This window comes from Brachybacterium sp. sponge, from assembly GCF_001613775.1.
GTDB lineage: Bacteria > Actinomycetota > Actinomycetes > Actinomycetales > Dermabacteraceae > Brachybacterium > Brachybacterium conglomeratum.
Genome location: NZ_LRMP01000001.1, coordinates 231,801 through 248,086, shown reverse-complemented (window position 1 = coordinate 248,086; position 16,286 = coordinate 231,801). Strand labels below are relative to the sequence as shown.

Annotated in this window: 14 protein-coding genes; all 14 read left to right on the top strand. The window is 70.7% G+C overall.

What is annotated here, in order from left to right; all coding sequences use genetic code 11:
- Positions 1-43 precede the first annotated feature (43 nt).
- The 14 genes from A4A78_RS01120 to A4A78_RS01055 all read left to right on the top strand — a co-directional run bounded on the left by A4A78_RS01120 (position 44) and on the right by A4A78_RS01055 (position 16,272).
- Positions 44-676, top strand: coding sequence for a hypothetical protein (locus A4A78_RS01120; protein ID WP_062946604.1), 633 nt, complete (start codon positions 44-46; stop codon positions 674-676).
- Between the two features lie 360 nt (positions 677-1,036).
- Positions 1,037-2,647, top strand: coding sequence for a polysaccharide biosynthesis tyrosine autokinase (locus A4A78_RS01115; RefSeq protein WP_062946603.1), 1,611 nt, complete (start codon positions 1,037-1,039; stop codon positions 2,645-2,647).
- Positions 2,647-3,621, top strand: coding sequence for a glycosyltransferase family 2 protein (locus A4A78_RS01110; RefSeq protein WP_062946602.1), 975 nt, complete (start codon positions 2,647-2,649; stop codon positions 3,619-3,621). Before A4A78_RS01115 ends, A4A78_RS01110 begins: the two co-directional genes overlap by 1 nt.
- Positions 3,618-4,646, top strand: a complete 1,029-nt coding sequence (locus A4A78_RS01105; RefSeq protein ID WP_062946601.1) for a glycosyltransferase — start codon at positions 3,618-3,620, stop codon at positions 4,644-4,646. The genes A4A78_RS01110 and A4A78_RS01105 overlap by 4 nt, the downstream gene beginning before the upstream one ends.
- Positions 4,634-5,722 (top strand): hypothetical protein, encoded by a 1,089-nt coding sequence (locus A4A78_RS01100; protein WP_062946600.1) that lies wholly within the window; start codon positions 4,634-4,636, stop codon positions 5,720-5,722. The genes A4A78_RS01105 and A4A78_RS01100 overlap by 13 nt, the downstream gene beginning before the upstream one ends.
- Positions 5,719-6,426: a cytidylyltransferase domain-containing protein gene (locus A4A78_RS01095; protein ID WP_062946599.1), complete on the top strand. Its 708-nt coding sequence runs from the start codon at positions 5,719-5,721 to the stop codon at positions 6,424-6,426. Before A4A78_RS01100 ends, A4A78_RS01095 begins: the two co-directional genes overlap by 4 nt.
- Positions 6,423-8,672, top strand: a complete 2,250-nt coding sequence (locus A4A78_RS01090; protein WP_062947909.1) for an N-acetylneuraminate synthase family protein — start codon at positions 6,423-6,425, stop codon at positions 8,670-8,672. Before A4A78_RS01095 ends, A4A78_RS01090 begins: the two co-directional genes overlap by 4 nt.
- Entirely contained in the window at positions 8,663-9,664 is a 1,002-nt protein-coding gene (locus A4A78_RS01085) for an acyltransferase (RefSeq protein ID WP_082835120.1), read from the top strand. The genes A4A78_RS01090 and A4A78_RS01085 overlap by 10 nt, the downstream gene beginning before the upstream one ends.
- Positions 9,661-10,764: a glycosyltransferase family 4 protein gene (locus A4A78_RS01080; RefSeq protein WP_062946597.1), complete on the top strand. Its 1,104-nt coding sequence runs from the start codon at positions 9,661-9,663 to the stop codon at positions 10,762-10,764. Before A4A78_RS01085 ends, A4A78_RS01080 begins: the two co-directional genes overlap by 4 nt.
- On the top strand, positions 10,761-11,987 hold the full coding sequence (locus A4A78_RS01075; protein ID WP_062946596.1) for a hypothetical protein: 1,227 nt from the start codon (positions 10,761-10,763) through the stop codon (positions 11,985-11,987). The genes A4A78_RS01080 and A4A78_RS01075 overlap by 4 nt, the downstream gene beginning before the upstream one ends.
- The gene (locus A4A78_RS01070; protein WP_062946595.1) at positions 11,984-13,081 is read left to right on the top strand and encodes an acyltransferase; all 1,098 of its coding nucleotides are present in this window, start codon (positions 11,984-11,986) and stop codon (positions 13,079-13,081) included. Before A4A78_RS01075 ends, A4A78_RS01070 begins: the two co-directional genes overlap by 4 nt.
- Positions 13,078-14,199 carry a glycosyltransferase family 4 protein gene (locus tag A4A78_RS01065; protein ID WP_062946594.1) on the top strand — a complete coding sequence of 374 codons (1,122 nt, stop codon included), beginning with the start codon at positions 13,078-13,080 and terminating at the stop codon, positions 14,197-14,199. The genes A4A78_RS01070 and A4A78_RS01065 overlap by 4 nt, the downstream gene beginning before the upstream one ends.
- Complete coding sequence (locus A4A78_RS01060) at positions 14,189-15,142, top strand: glycosyltransferase family 2 protein (RefSeq protein ID WP_062946593.1); 954 nt, start codon at positions 14,189-14,191, stop codon at positions 15,140-15,142. The genes A4A78_RS01065 and A4A78_RS01060 overlap by 11 nt, the downstream gene beginning before the upstream one ends.
- Complete coding sequence (locus A4A78_RS01055; RefSeq protein WP_062946592.1) at positions 15,139-16,272, top strand: glycosyltransferase; 1,134 nt, start codon at positions 15,139-15,141, stop codon at positions 16,270-16,272. The genes A4A78_RS01060 and A4A78_RS01055 overlap by 4 nt, the downstream gene beginning before the upstream one ends.
- Positions 16,273-16,286 lie beyond the last annotated feature (14 nt).

Here is a 16,286-nt window from a genome sequence, read left to right as displayed (position 1 = left end):
TGGGAGGCGCTCTGGGAAGAGGTGGTCGATGGGCCGCAGGAGCATGGCCGACGGGGGTCGGCCTCGCCGCGCCCTCGCGCGCGGTGCGGCCTGGTCCGCCGCCGAGCGGCCGTCCGCGGTGCCCGCACCGGCCATCGCCCTGAGCTGCTCCGCCCAGCCGCTCGCCCTCTCCGAGGACGACCCCCGCCACACCACCCGCCACGGACCCGAGATCCCGCGGGATCGGACGAGTTATCGACTGCTGGACCTGCAGGGAGAGGACGTGGGGACGGTGAGCGTCGTCTCGGAGGGCGCTCCGTTGCTCGCGGCCGAGGGGGCCGGGCTCGCCCTCGCCGGGCAGTCACTGGAATGGCGGGTCGATGTCACCCTCGACCGGCCCGCGCTGCGTCTCACCCTGAGGATCCACGGCGTCGACCTCGTCCTCCCGGACGGGACGGGCACCGGTCGCGGCGATGCGGTCACGGTCGCCGTCGCCGGCGGGAGCGCCTCGATCATCGGCGAGTCGGTGCCGACCGCAGCCCGCGCCGCCGCGGGGGAGGGCCGAGGGCCGTGGCCGGCCATCCAGCTGACCCTCACGGGGGCGGTCACCGCGTTCTCGCTGCAGGGCCCGCCCGCTCCCGCCCCGGTCGGCAGCGGGCGCCCGATCCGCGTGACCGCCCCGGAGGCGTGCTTCTGAGGGGTCAGAGGGCGGCGAGCAAGAGCAGCGCTGTCACCGAGGAATCATCGCGCCGTGAGACCTGGAGCACCATAAACGGCATGCCGGGCATTCGAGGCATATCGATCACGTCGGACGGATCGGTCGCCCGCGCCGGCGACGCGATTACCTCCCGGGATGCCGCAGCGCATGCCTCACCTGGCGTGATGTGGCCCCGGCGACTCGGCCGGTGCAGTTTCGGTCACCGGCAGGTGAACACAGGCACAGGGTCGGGCGAAGCGCCTGTTCGTGACGTGGTCGTGATGACATTCCGGTCGGTTGTTCACCGGTTTCACCTAATATGACCAGGCCCCCTCGAATGATCTCAGAAGAAGAGTTCCGGTGACGATCGAAGACTTCCTTAGGCTGCTGCTGCGCAACCTCCTGCTCCTCGTCGCCGGCCTCGTGCTCGGTGCCGCCGCCGGCTACGGGCTCTCCTTCACGCAGAGCACCACCTACTCCGCGAGCGCGCTCGGCTACGTCTCCGCCAGCGCGCAGTCCGACGAGAACGGCGACCCGATCCAGCAGGCCAGCGGGAACATGGCCTTCCAGTACCAGAAGGCGCAGTCCTACCTGCCGCTGTTCAACACCCGCGCGGTGGGCCAGCGGATCGTGGACGAGCTGGGCCTCGAGGCGAGCCCCGACGAGGTCGCCGGCTCCCTGCAGACCACCCTGGACCCCAACGCCCCGATCATCACCGTCGAGGCCGTCGCGCCCACCGCCGAGGAGGCCTCCGCGATCGCGAACGCCGCCGTCGAGGCGACCGCCGCCGAGGCCCGCTCCCTCGAGACCGGCGGGAACGAGGACGCCGCCGTCGGAGTGCAGCTGACCAACTACCAGAACGCGGTCGTGCCCGGCGCCCCCGTCTCCCCGGACCGCGAGAAGTTCCTGCTCGCCGGCGCCGCCTTCGGACTGCTCGTCGCCCTGGGCCTCGCCTGGCTGCGGGACCGCAACGACAGCCGCCTGCGCACCGCCGACGACGTCACCGATGTGGTGGGCCTGCCCACCCTCGGCGCGCTCCCGGACGCGAAGGAGCTCGCCCGCGGTAAGGACGGCGTGCTGCCCGAGCCCACGTCCTTCCCGAGCCGCGAGGCGCTGCGCAAGCTGCGCACGAACCTGCGCTACATCGACGTGGACAACCCGCCCCGCTCGATCGTGGTGACCTCCTCCGCCCCCGGCGAGGGCAAGTCCACCGTCGCCGCGAATCTCGCCCGTGTCATGGCCCGCGCCGGCCAGCCCACGCTGCTGGTCGATGCGGACCTGCGCCGCCCGATGATCGCCCAGCAGTTCTCCGTGGACGGCGAGGTGGGCCTGTCCCAGCTGCTCGCCGCCTCGGTGAGCCTCGAGGACGTCGCCGAGCCGACGACCGTCCCGCTGCTGACCCTGCTCCCGGCCGGGCAGATCCCGCCGAACCCCTCCGAGCTGCTCGGCTCGCGCCGCATGCAGGAGCTGATCGAGGAGCTCTCGCGGCAGTACTTCGTGATCATCGATGCGCCGCCGGTGCTCGCGGTGACCGATGCGCAGCTGCTCACCCGTCACTCCGACGGCGCGATCCTCGTGGCCGTCCCCGGCCAGACCCGCACCGCCGCGATGCAGAAGGCGGTCGAGGCGATCCGCGCGGTCAACGGCACCGTCTACGGCGCCGTGCTCAACCGCGCCTCGACCGGTCGCCTGAACCGCCTCGCCTACGGCGACGCCGTCTACGGCTACAGCGCCTACGGCAAGTACGGCTACGGGGCGCTCGGCGGCTATGACGAGTCCGCCGTGGTGCCGGATGCCGAGGAGGTCGACGTCGAGCAGGCCGGCGGTCCCGCCCAGCCCGGCCCAGTCACCGCGGCCGCCGAGCCCGGCCCGGTCGTCGAGCATGACGAGCACGAGCCCGAGGGGGACACCGCGGCCGCCGCGCGCACCTCCCCGCGCGGTCGCCGCGCCGCGTCCACCTGGGGCCGGTGATGAGCCTCCGCGGGCTCGGGGTGATCATCCCTGTCCACGGAGCGCTCGCTCCCGTGCTGCCGCTGCTCGAGTCGCTGTGCGGCGAGGACGTGCCCGCCGCGCAGCGCCCCGCCCGCGTGGTCCTGGTCGACGACGCGAGCCCCGTCCCCGTCCCCGCCGACGAGCTGGCGGCAGGGGTGGAGCTGGTGCGACGTCCCGCCAACGGCGGCTTCGGCGCCGCCGTGAACACGGGACTGGAAGCGCTCGCCGCACCGGTCGCTGGGGCCGACGCCGCGGGCGGGCCCGCGATCGAGCACGCCCTCGTGCTGAACTCCGACCTGCAGATCCCGCCCGGCTTCTGCGCGGACCTGCTCGCGCATGCCCTGCCCTGGATGCCCGCTGTGGTGGGCTGCCGGAACGTTGGCGAGGACGGCGGCTCCGGCTACGCCGCGCGGTACTTCCCCACGATCTCCCACCAGGTGGTGGAGTGGCTGGTGCCGCTCGCCTCCCAGCGCCACCGCGATGTGCTGCACCGCGCCGTCGGCCACGACCTCGATGCCGAGCGCGGCAGCGGGATGGTGCCGGTGGACTGGGTCTCCGGGGCGGTGCTGCTGCTGCCGCTCGCGGAGGTGCGGAAGGCCGGCGGCTTCGACGAGGGGTACTTCATGTACACCGAGGAGGTGGACCTCCAGCTGCGGCTGCGCCGCGCCGGGATCCCCGCCCTGCTCGATGCGGACCTCGAGGTGCGCCATGTGGGCGGCGGCTCCTCCGGCGGGGAGGCCCGCCGGCGCCGCTGGCTCGTCGGCGCCCGCATGCGCTTCGCCCGCAAGCACGGAAACGTGCACCTGCTTCGCGGCGCGATGACCCTGGCCACCGGCGCGAACCTGCTGTGGAACAGCGGGCGCCGCGCCGCCGGACGGGACGTGGCCCCGCTGGCCGTGGCCCGCGAGGAACTCGACCTGATCCACCGCGCCGGAAGGACCCTCCCGCGATGAGCCCTGCCCCCTCCGCCCCGGAGCGGCTCCTGCTGATCTCCCCGGCCTTCCACGGCTACTGGCGCAGCATCGGCGACGCCCTCGCCCGCCGCGGCTACGAGGTCCACACCGCCCGCTACGACGCCTACGACACCGTGGGGGACAAGCTGCGGCTGAAGGCGACCGTCGAGCTGCCCGACCGCCTCCACCTGCCCGGCGACCGGCGCACCGCCGAGCGCGCCCGCCTCACCGACCGCGTGATCGCGGCGATGCGGGAGGTGCGCCCGCACCGCGTCGTCGTCATCAAGGGCGACGGCCTGGATCAGCGGTTCTGGGACGCGCTGGGGGACACCCCGCGGATCCTGTGGCTCTACGACGACCTCCACCGCCACGACTACACCGACGAGTTCCTGCGCCAGGTCGGGCCCGTAGTGGACTACGCCCGCTCCGAGACGGACATGCTCCGCGCCCGCGGCGTGGACGCGCACTTCGTGCCCAACGCCTTCGACCCCCACCGCAGCGAGCCCACCAGCCGCCGCACCGACGAGATCGTGTTCATCGGCTCCGGCTACGCCAACCGCAGGGAGCTGCTCACCCACCTTGCCGAGCACGACCTGCCCGTGCACGCCTGGGGCCGGGACTTCTCCCGCCACCCGTTCGACCGCGCCCGCACCTTCTCCTGGTCCCGGCCCCCGATCGCCGCCTCCCGCGAGGTGCCGCTCGAGCGCGCCTATCAGATCCACGCCGAGGGCGCGGCGGCCGTCGCGATCCACGGCCTGCAGAACGGGCACGCGATGCGCACCTTCGAGATCCCCGGCATGGGTGGGGTGCAGCTCGTGGACCGCGACGACGTGGACCAGTTCTACGAGGTCGGCACCGAGGTCGCCGTGTGGCACGATCGCGAGGAGCTCGTCGATCTCGCGCGGCGCGCCCTGCAGGACCGGGCCTGGGGGGAGAGGATGCGAGAGGCCGGCAGGCGCCGCACCCTCGCCGAGCACACCTTCGATCATCGCCTCGAGGAGGTCGATTCGCTGTGGCAGGACTGATCCACCCCAGCTCCCTGGAGCGCTGGCAGGAATGGCAGAGCACGCGGAACCGCGCCCGACAGGTCAAGCACGTCGTCACCAGCGCGGTGCGCTCCCGTCGCGGCACCCAGCAGATGCCCGGCCTGGTGCTCCACTCCCGAGAGGGAGAGGGCGACACGCGCCTGCTGATCGGGCTGGACTCCGCCTCCCCGACCTCCCGCGCGAGCCTGCTGACCTCCCTGCCCTACCTGCGCATCGGCGTGGACGTGCTCAGCCCCGCCGGACTCGACCTGCCCGAGCTCGCCGGCGACGAGTGGACCCATCAGCGGATCGAACCGGCCACCACCGAGGACGAGCAGCGCCGCCGCCTCGCCGTCGTGCTGGACAGGCGCGGGATCGGCGCCGTGCTCACCCTCGGCCAGCACCTTGCCGCGGGCCGCGCCGCCCACGAGTGGGCGCTCGCCACCGACACTGCCTCCGCCGTGGTCCAGCACGGGGCCCTGACCCCGTACGCCCCGCCGCTGCCGCCCCGCACCACGCTGCTGGCCTGGAGCGACGCCGACGCGGAGTTCTACCGCTCCGGCCGCGACGACGTCGAGGTGCGCACCGTCGGCTCCCAGCTGCTGTGGCAGGCCGGCAAGGAGAGCGAGGGCGAGGTCGACGTGACCGGACAGAAGCCCCTGTTCCTCGGCCAGATGCACGGCGCCGAGCTGCCGCGCCGCCTCACCGCCGGAATCGCGATGTCCTTCTGCCGCGCCGAGGGCGCGCTGTACCGCCCGCACCCCTCCGAGGTGGACGTCCTCTCCCGCGCCGCGCACAGGCTGATGACGCGCCGCGGTGTCGAGTTCCAGGACACCTCGATCCCGCTGCACGAGGTGGGCGCCCCGGTGGTCGGGATCTTCTCCACCGGCGTGCTCGAGGCCGCCGCCCGCGGCATCCCCTCCTGGGTCGCCGGCGAGAAGGTCCCCGCCTGGGTGCGTGAGTTCTGGGACCGCTACGACATGCGCCGCTGGGGCGGGGAGCCCACCCCCGCGCTGGCCACCGGGGCCGACGAGCCCTCCCGCCTCATCGCCCAGATCCTCGAGGGCGCCGGATGACGGCAATGGTCGTGATCCCCGCGCGGGGCGGATCCAAGGGCATCCCGCGCAAGAACCTGCTGCCCGTGGGCGGGCGGCCGCTGATCGCCTGGACGATCGCGCAGGCGCTCGAGGCGCAGCAGGACGATGACGTGATCGTCGCCGTCTCCACGGAGGACGCCGAGATCGCGGAGGTCGCCGCCGCGCACGGCGCCCGCGTGATCCAGCGCCCCGCCGAGCTCGCGACCGACGACGCCCCCACCGAGCCGACGGTCCTGCACGCCATGGACGTGGTCGAGACGGAGGGCACGGCGCTGGATGCCGTGGTGCTGCTGCAGGCCACCTCGCCCGTGCGCCGCCCGGACACGATCCGCCGGGCGCTCGCCATGTTCCGCGAGAAGGGCGTCGACGCGCTCGTCGGCGTGGTGCCGGAGTCGCCGTTCTTCTGGCGCCTGCCGGAAGCGCCCGGGCAGAGCGCCCGCGCCGCCTATGACGTGGACGCCCGGCCCCGCCGCCAGGAGCTGACCGCGCAGCAGATGCACTACTTCGAGAACGGCAGCCTCTACGTGACGGCGCCGCACATCTACCGCACCAAGAACAACCGCATCGGCGGACGCACGGACCTGTTCGTGCTGGACGAGGTGGAGGGCGTGGACATCGACACCCTCACCGACGTCGCCGCCGCCGAGAGCATGCTCGCCCGACTCGGATGGAGGACCTCGTGATCCTGGACCGCACCACCGCCCCCTACACGGTCGACGTCACGTCGACCGTGCTCGAGGCGCTGCGGCGCATCAGCGCGAACAAGGCCCGGGTCGCGTTCGTCCTGGACGAGCACGGCACGGTGCGCGGCACCCTCAGCGACGGCGACATCCGCCGCTGGCTCGTGGAGCACACCGCCCCCGACCTCGCCGCCCCCGCGGTCGACGCCGCGAACCCGCGCTTCGTCTCGGTCCCCGAGGGCACCCCGGTCGCCGACATCGTCCCGCTGTTCCGCGACGGCGTGGACCGCATCCCCGTGCTCGACGAGCGCGGCCGCCTCGTCGCCGTCGCCACCCCCGGCGCACGCACGCTCACCATCGGCCGCCGCACCGTGGGCGAGGACCATCCCGCGCTGATCATCGGCGAGATCGGCAACAACCATCAGGGCGACGTCGAGCTCGCCAAGACCCTCGTGGACCACTGCGTGGCGGCTGGCGTGGACGTCGTGAAGTTCCAGCTGCGCGACATGGCGGCGCTGTACCGCTCCGGGGGCGCCGCGAGCGCCGGCGAGGACCTCGGCCCGCAGTACACGATGAACCTGCTGGCCAAGTACTCCCTCTCCGTCGAGGACATGTACCGCGTGTTCGACCACTGCGCCGCGCGCGAGGTCGACGTGATCTGCACGCCCTGGGACCTTCCCTCGGCCGACGCCCTGCAGCGCTACGGCGTGCCCGGATATAAGATCGCCTCCGCCGATCTCACCAACCACGACCTGCTCGCCCACGTCGCCGGCTTCGGCGCGCCGATGATCGTCTCGACCGGCATGAGCACCGAGCAGGAGATCACCGGCGCGGTCGAGGTGCTGCGCGGCCAGGGCGCCCCGTTCGCGCTGCTGCAGACCCAGTCGACCTATCCCGCGCCCTACAAGGACGTGAACCTGCGGTACATGGACCGCCTCGCCGAGCTCGGCGACGGCCTGGTGGGCTACTCCGGGCACGAGCGCGGCTGGCACGTCCCGGTCGCGGCCGTGGCCCGCGGCGCGCACATCATCGAGAAGCACGTGACCGTGGACAAGACCCTCGAGGGAAACGACCACAAGGTCTCCCTGCTGCCCGACGAACTGGGGCAGATGGTCCGCCAGATCCGCGACGTCGAGGAGGCGCTGGGCACCGATGGCCCGCGCGAGCTCTCCACCGGCGAGCTGATGAACCGCGTGAACCTCGCCAAGTCGCTCGTCGCCGCCCGCGCCCTGCGCTCCGGCGACGTGATCACCGCCGCGGACGTGGAAGTCAAGAGCCCCGGCCGCGGCCTGCAGCCCAACCAGCGCGAGGCGCTGCTGGGCACCACCCTGCACCGCGACGTGCCCGCCGGGGATTTCTTCTACCCCGGTGACCTCGCCGGCCGGCCCCAGCAGCGCAGCGGCTACAGCTTCCGCCGCCCCTGGGGGCTGCCGGTGCGCTTCCACGACTTCCGCGCCCTGCTGGAGGTCTCCGAGCCGGACTTCCTCGAGTTCCACCAGAGCGCGAAGGACATGGACCTCGACCTCTCCGAGTTCTTCGCCCCGGGGGAGAGGCTCGAGCAGTTCTTCACCGTGCACGCCCCGGACCTGTACCCGGGCGACTTCCTCATCGACCTGGCCTCCCCGGACGAGGCGATCTGGGAGCGGTCGATCCACGAGGTGCAGCGCGTGGTGGACCTGGCCCGCGACCTGCGCGAGCACTTCACCTGCGAGCAGGACCCGATCGTGGTGGTGACCATGGGCGGGTTCCTCCCGGACCGTCACCTGCGCCCCGAGGAGCGCTACCCGCTGTACGAGCGGGTGCAGCAGGGCTTGGAGCGGGTGGATGAGGCCGGGGTGCGCCTGACCGCGCAGACCCTCCCGCCGTTCCCGTGGCTGATGGGCGGCCAGCAGCACCACAACCTGTTCATGGAGCCCGAGGACACGGTGTGGTTCTGCGAGACCTACGGCCGCCGCCTCACCTTCGACGTGTCCCACTCGAAGCTCGCCGCGAACTTCTACCAGCGCCCCTTCAGCGAGTACATCGACCTGATGGGCCCGCACACCGAGCACCTGCACATCGTGGACTCGGTGGGCGTGGACGGCGAGGGCGTGCAGGTGGGCGAGGGCGAGGTCGACTTCAAGGACCTCGCCGAGCGCATGGACCGCCTCGCCCCCGGCGCGCCGTTCATCCCGGAGATCTGGATGGGGCACGTCAACACCGGAGAGGGCTTCTTCGTGGCCCTGGATCGGCTGCAGGAATGGTTCTGACCGAGACGACGCCCAAGCGGCGGATGGAGTGGATGGACCTGCTGCGCGGCGTCGCGGTGCTCCTCGTGGTCGCCTGGCATGCGGTGTCGATCCCGGAGCAGTTCGGCGGCAAGGAGACCAGCGACGCCCTCCAGTCGTTCAATGCGGCCGTGGCACCGTTCCGCATCCCGACGCTGCTGGTGCTCTCCGGGCTGCTCCTCGAGCGCTCGCTGAGCAAGGGGCCGCGGCGGTACGCCGTGGGCAAGCTCCGCCACATCGCGTGGCCGTACGCCCTGTGGTTCGTGCTGATCATGGGATCGATCGACTCGCTGGCGACCCTCACCAACCCGACCAACTGGCTCTCGGGCGGGATCCTCTGGTACCTGGCAGTGCTGCTCGTCTGCTACGCCGTGGCGCTGCTGAGGCCCAGGTGGCTCCCGTGGGAGGTCCTCGTGCTGGCACCGCTGGTGCTGCTGTGGCTGCTCGAGCCGCAGGGTGGCGTGCCGCAGCGGCTGCTGTGGTTCGGGGCCTTCTTCTTCCTCGGCGCCGCGCTGAGGCCGCATCTGGACACCCTGCAGCGGGGGCTGCCGGGGTGGGGCGGTGCGCTGCTCGGCCTCGTCGTCGTGGCCGGCGGCATCGCCGCGGCTGAGAGGTTCGTCGTCTCCCAGAGGCCCGCGTACTTCCTCGTCTCCGTCCTCGGGATCCTGTTCGCGCTGTGGCTGGCGCCGCGCATCCCGAGCTCCCCGGTGACGCGGCTCCTGCAGTGGTACGGACGGAACTCGATCGTGGTCTACGTCGGGCACGCGCTCGCGGTCTATCTGACCTACCGCGTGCTCGCCGCGATCGGGGCGGGGGAGTCGGGGATCGTGATCCCCGTGCTGGCGATCGCGGGTGTCGGCGTCCCGACCCTGCTGATCCTGGCCCGCCGACGGCTCGACTGGCTCTTCGTGCTCCCCGAGCTGCGAGTGCCCACGAAGCACGCCCCGCGCCATCTCGCGGAGGCGCGGTCGTGACCGCAGTGACTGCAGGGAGCCGAGATCGGATCGCGCTGTGGTGCGTGCCCGTCGCCGACCTCGGCGGCGTGGCCCGCCATGTGCTCGACGCCGCCCGTGCTGGGATCCCCGGCTGGCGTCTGGTGGTGCTGTGCCCCGAGGGGCCGCTCGCCGAGGCGCTGCGCGCTCAGGGCACACCGGTGGTGACCGGGCCGGTCTCCCCGGCCGACGGCACCTCTATCGCGGTGCGCGCCATCCGCCGCACCCTGCAGCGCCTGCGCCCCGACCTCCTGCACACCCATCTCGCCTTCGCGGACCTCGCCGGGGTCGCGGCCGTGACCGGGCTGCGCTCCGGCCGCGGTGAGCGGATCCGTCTGGTCTCGACCGAGCACGGGATCTCCGGGGTGCGGGGCTACTACCAGTCCGGTGACCTGCAGGCCCGGGTGAAGGCCGGCGCGCATCGCGCCCGCCTGCTGCGCGCCGACCGGGTGATCGCCGTCAGCGACTCCACCGCCGCACAGGTCGCCGAGCAGTGGGGGAGCGGGCAGAAGCTCACCGTGATCCGCAACGGAGTGGACTCGCCGCAGCCAGCCCCGCAGCCCCGTCCGGGCCTGCGCGTGCTGTCCCTCGCGCGCCTCGCCCCGGAGAAGAACATCGACCAGCTGATGCAGGCCTTCGCCCTCGTCGCCCGCGAGCACCCTGAGGCCTGCCTCACGATCGCCGGCCGCGGCCCGGAGGAGGGCGCCCTGCGAACCCTCGCCTACTCCCTGCACCTCGAGGACCGGATCGACTTCCCCGGCCACGTGGACGCGGACGAGGCGCTCCGTGCCCACGACGTGGTCGTCCAGCTCTCCGCCTGGGAGAACCTCTCCTACACGCTGCTGGACGCCGTGGCCCACGGCCTCGGCGTGGTCGCCACCGACGTGGGCGGCAGCGGCGAGATCGTGCCCGAGCGGTGCTTGGTGACGGCTGAGGAGGCGCGCTCGTCGGAGGTCGTGGCCGCGCGGATCGTCGAGCAGGGGAGCGTCCTTGCGGTACGGCCCGAGCTAGCGGAGCACGGGCTCGCCGTCGCGGAGATGACCGCGGCGATCGCGGACGTGTACCGGGAGGTGGCCGCATGAGCGCCCGCACCGCCTCGCGGGACGCGCGGATCGACCGCACCACCTCCGCGCTCGGCTCCCGATTGCGGAGCGAGACCAAGGGTGTCCTCTCCGCGATCGGATCGTTGCGCATCCCCGAGTGCTTGCTGTTCTTCGGCCTGGTCTTCGAGGGCACGATGTTCGGTCTGCCGCTGCCGTTGAACCAGGTGGTGATGGTCGGGATCGTCCTGCTCGCGCTCACCCGCCGGCCCCGAGTGGACCTCGGCCGGTTGCAGATGCTGGTGCCGCTGCTGGTGATCGGGCTGTTCTATCTGGCTATGATCTCGATGTTCACCGAGGCGACGTATTCCGCGTTCAGCTGGGAGCGGCGCCTTCTGCGGCTCGGACTGACTGCGGTGTTCCTGCTCGTTCTCGCCTCCGGGCGCATCGACCTCCGCTCCGGCCTCGCCGGCCTCGCGACCGGGATGATACTCAACGCGATCGCGTTCTACCTGGGCCTGGCTCCGGACAACTACGGAGGCGTGCTCTCGGGGTTCTTCATGGACAAGAACGTCGCGGGGATGGCGTACGCGATTGTGGGAGTGCTGATCCTCGCGGTGGTCGACAGGCGCTGGGTAAAGGTGGCGCTCGTGCTGGTCTTCGCCGCGCTGGTGTGGCTCACCGGGTCCCGCACCTCCATTGCCGCGATGGGCGCGGGCGTGGGGTGGATCCTCATCGCCCCGCGGCTGCCGCTGGTGGGTCGCTGGATCTTCGGCCTGCTGATCTACCTCGGAGTCGACCTTATGTCGGAGGACTACTCCCAGATCGGCATCTTCTCCAACCGAGTGGGATCGGATCTGCTGCGAAGCCGGATCGATGCCGCCTCCGAGGTGAAGGTCGACGGCGCAGGGTTCTTCGGCATGGGCCTCGGCGAGGCGTACGTGTCCTTCCCCGACGAGCCGGGAAGCCAGTGGCTGTTCCACAACTCGTACTGGAGTGCCCTGGTCGAGGGCGGCTGGCCCTGGCTCCTCCTCGTCCTCGGGATCACCGTGGTGTTCGCCCTGCGCCCCCTCGAGACCCGCCTGACGAAGCCGGAGCTCGCCGTGCAGGCAGCAGCGATCGCAGTGCTCATCTGCGCATGGCGCCTCGGGGAGGTCTTCTTCACGCTCCAGTGGGCGCTGGTGGTCGGTGCGGCGATCTGGTTCTGGGCGAACGCCCGTCAGGAACGTGACCGTCATGTCGCCGGCAGCAAGGAGGAGCGGTGACAGGGGTGCAGCCACGACAGAGCCGCTTCCTCGAACTCGATGGTCTGAGGGGGATCGCCGCCGTCGCCGTCGTGCTCAGCCACCTCACCGGCGGCTACGACAGCAAGTATCACGGCGGCGAATCCGTGGTGCCGAACGCCTGGTGGGGTGCCTACGGCGTACAGCTCTTCTTCTTCATCTCGGGCTTCGTGATCCTGATGTCCGCACGTCGCGCGCGTGTCCCGAGCGATTTCGTGATCTCCCGGGCTTCCCGGCTCTATCCGGTGTACTGGATCGCGGTGACCGTAAGCATCATCGTCTCGATCGTCTTCCGCGTGCCGAGCACCGACATCGGCTGGGTGGATCGACTGATGAACTACACGATGATCCAGAGGCTGCTCCTCTTCGACAACGTCGACGAGGTGTACTGGACGCTCGCGATCGAGATGCAGTTCTACATGCTCGTCCTCGCCCTCCTCGTGATCACCCGCGCGCAGCTCACGACAAGACTCGTGCTGTGGCTGGTCGGAGCGTGGTTCACCGTGTCGCTGGTGGTCGCCGCCGCTGCGCGCCCCCACACCCTCGGGATCGATCCGCAGAACGTCGACACCCCATGGAAGATGGTGCTGAACCTGCTCCTCGTCGAATGGGGCCCGTTCTTCGCCGCGGGGATGCTCGCGTACCTCGCACGAGAGGACCGACGGCTGCGGCCCCTGGCGATCGCCGCGGCAGCCGGCACGATCGCGGTGTCGTGGATCCTCCATGGCTGGGTGCAGGCAGCGTGCGTCGCTGTGGTCGCTGCGCTGTTCCTTGTCGTGGCGACCAGGGAGAGGACCACGATCCTCCGATGGAAGCCCATCCAGTTCTACGGCCGGATCAGCTACTCCCTCTACATCGGACATGCCGTGACCGGGTACGCGTTGCTGCACCTCATCGAACCGCTCACCGGACGGTGGCTAGGGATGGTCATCACCTTCGCCGCTGTCACCGGCATCGCCTGTCTCTACCACCGGTACGGAGAGATGTACCTGTCGTCGAAGGCAAGGACCGGCTTGGTGGCGCTCCGCGATCGCCTGTCGAGCCGCCCTGACCCAGTCTCCGAGGTCGCGCGATGACCACGGACAGCCACAGCCACCACGTGCAGTTGGTACAGCACATCCAGGCGGACCGAGCAGAGATCGCGATTGCCACGAACAACGGTGACATGGGCGGCGGCGAGGTCATGCTGATCAATATCGCGACAGCCCTGCGGTCGATGGACATCGACGTGACCGTGCTGGCGCCGACCACGCCGGGCGAGCTGCTCGAGGAGGCACGGTCACGCGGCTTCCACGTGGTGCCGCTGAAGGCATCGACCCGTCTCGGATACATGCGCGCGCTCGCCGCCTGGCGAATGCGGAACTGCACGGTCCCGCTGTGGTGCAACGGTCTCGTGCCGACCGTCGCGACGACCGCGATGGGGCCGCGGATCGCCCACCTTCACATCCTTCCCACCGGGGTCAAGGCGGTGGCGGCGCGGATCGGTCGCCTCGGCGCTGCACGGGTTCTGGTCCCTTCGCACTTCATGGCCTCTAGGGTTAGCGGCACTCGCGTGCTGGAGAACTGGACCGAGGACATCGCCTTCCTGGGCAAGGAGTCCCGCCCGGAGGAGCCGTTGCGCGTGGGGTTCCTCGGCCGGCTCACGAAGGACAAGGGCGTGCACGTGCTCGCTCGCGCCATGGTCGAGGTGATCGCACGGGCGGAGCGCGAGGTGCGCCTCGTCCTCGCAGGCGAGAACCGCTTCGGCGACTCGGCCGACGATCGCGAGATCCAAGCCGCGCTCGAGCCGCTCACCGGATCCGTGGACCATCTGGGCTGGGTTCACCGAGAAGCATTCTTCGACCAGGTGGATCTGGCAGTGTTCCCCTCCGTATGGGAAGAGCCGTTTGGACTCGTCGCCGCCGAGACGATGGCGCGAGGAGTGCCGTTCGTGATCTCGGATGCTGGAGCGCTTCCCGAAGTGACAGGCCCGGACCATCCCTGGGTCGCACGTCGAGGCGACGACGCGGCATTGGCGGAGACGATCATGACTTTGATCGGGGAACTTGACGTCGACGGTGTCCGGCGCGACGCCCGTCGTCGATGGGAGGAGTGCTTCTCGCCGGAGGCTGGTGCTGGGCGCGTGGCAGAGCTCCTCCTCGGCCTCGTACAGAATGCAGGCACTCGGAACGCAGGAGACAGAAGTGGCCGTTGAACCGCTGGCATCGATAGTCGTGCCGTCGTTCCGCGGAGCGGATCGGCTCCCGCAGCTTCTCGACAGCCTGGCTGCACAGCAGGAGGGCACGCTGCCCTTCGAGGTCATCGTCGTCGTGGACGGAGTCGACGACGGCTCGGTGGCGCTGCTCGAGAACGAGTCCCGGCTCGACCTGCGCATCATCGTATTTCCGGAGAATCGCGGGCGCGTCGGCGCGCTGAATGCAGGTTTCGAGGCGGCTCGCGGTGACGTGCTGATCCGCTGTGATGACGACCTCGTTGTCCCACCCGACTATGTCGCCGTGCACGTCGAGGCGCACACCTCGAGCGGGGCCGTCGGTGTCGTCGGACCGACGCGGGACATCCACGCACCGAGTGCGTACGCCCGGGCCTACGGAGAGGACGCGGCGAGGAAGTCTCTCGCTCATGCGCTCAGCCGACCGCCCCAGGAGAGGTGGCGTCTGTGGGCCGCGAGTTGCTCGATCTCACGGGAGACCTGGGAATCGGTCGGCCACTACGACGATCGGTACCAGGGGTATGGCTGGGAGGACGTCGACTACGGCTACCGGCTCCACGCGGCGGGCATCCCGATCGAGGTATTCGAGGCATTGACGGCTGAGCATCATGGACCGGCACGCACTGTCGGCGCTCGTTCCGTGAAGGCCTTCGAGGCGGGAGGCGCACGCTCGACCTTTCGCCGGCTGCACCCTGAGGTGTCGATCGGCGACCCGGCAACGGGGAACGGCGTGTGGGGACTGGGAGTCCGGCTCACCGCTGCGTCCATGCGCTCCCGGCGTGCAGTCGAGCGCGTGGCAGGGTTGATCAACCGGATGCTTCCGATCGTGCCGAGACCCGTAGGGCGCAAGCTCGTCGCCCTCGCGGTCGAGGGAGCTGGCGTGGCAGGTGCGAGCCATTCCGTCGACGAGGAGAGGAGGGCTCGATGAGCGCGCGCATCGCGATCGCGCACGACTACCTCACGCAGCGCGGGGGAGCCGAGCGGGTGGTGCTCTCCCTTGCGAAGGCATTCCCCGAGGCGGAGATCCACACGCTGTTCTACGAGCCGGGGCAGACCTACCCGGAGTTCCAGGAGATGCAGATCCGCACCAGTGGTCTGAACTGCATCGGCGTCTTCCGGCGGGATCCCCGGATCGCACTGCCTCTCCTCGCCTCGGCCTCGTCGCGGATGCGGATCGATGCCGACGTCATGATCGCCTCGTCTTCCGGCTGGGCGCACGCCTTCCCGACGACGGGGAAGAAGATCGTGTACTGCCACTCGCCCGCTCGCTGGCTCTACCTGCCCGACGACTATCTCGGTGACGCCGGCCCGCTCGATCCGAAGCGAATCGCGCTCAAGGCGCTCACCCCGTACCTCACCCGCTGGGATCAGCGCGCCGCGCGGACGGCGGACCAGTACCTCGCGAACTCGTCCGTCGTGCGTGAACGGATCCAGCGCGTCTACGGGATCGACGCCCCCATGCTGTTCCCTCCGTTCAGCCCCGCCGTCGCCGAAGGAGAGCAGGAGCCGATCCGCGAGCTCGCAGGATGGGCCGGGGAGGACGGGACCGAAGGAGGCCACTACCTCGTGGTCTCGCGGCTCCAGCCGTACAAGCACGTCGACGCGGTGATCGAGGCATTCGCCGGGATGCCGGAGCGGCGTCTGCTCGTGATCGGTAGAGGGCCCGAGAAACAGCGCCTGGTGGATATGGCTCCCTTGAACGTGCGCCTGGTCGAGGGGCTCTCCGACGCGCAGATGCGATGGGCATATGCCAACGCGACGGCGCTCGTCGCCGCGAGCCACGAGGACTTCGGCCTGACCCCGCTCGAGGCCGGAGCGCACGGAGTGCAAACGATCGCACTGAAGGCCGGCGGGTATTTGGACACAGTCGAGCAGGGAGTTACGGGGTCCTTCTTTGACACGCCCAAGTCTGAGTCAATCGCGGACGCTGTGCTCTCCGTCAAGGCGGACGCGTTTGGGTCGGCGGGGGCGATTAGGGCTCGTGTTGAGAAGTTCTCCGAAGCGCGCTTCGTCGATGCGATCCGTAGAGCCGTCACAGAGGTCATCAGAGCGGAATGAGAATCTTGTGCATT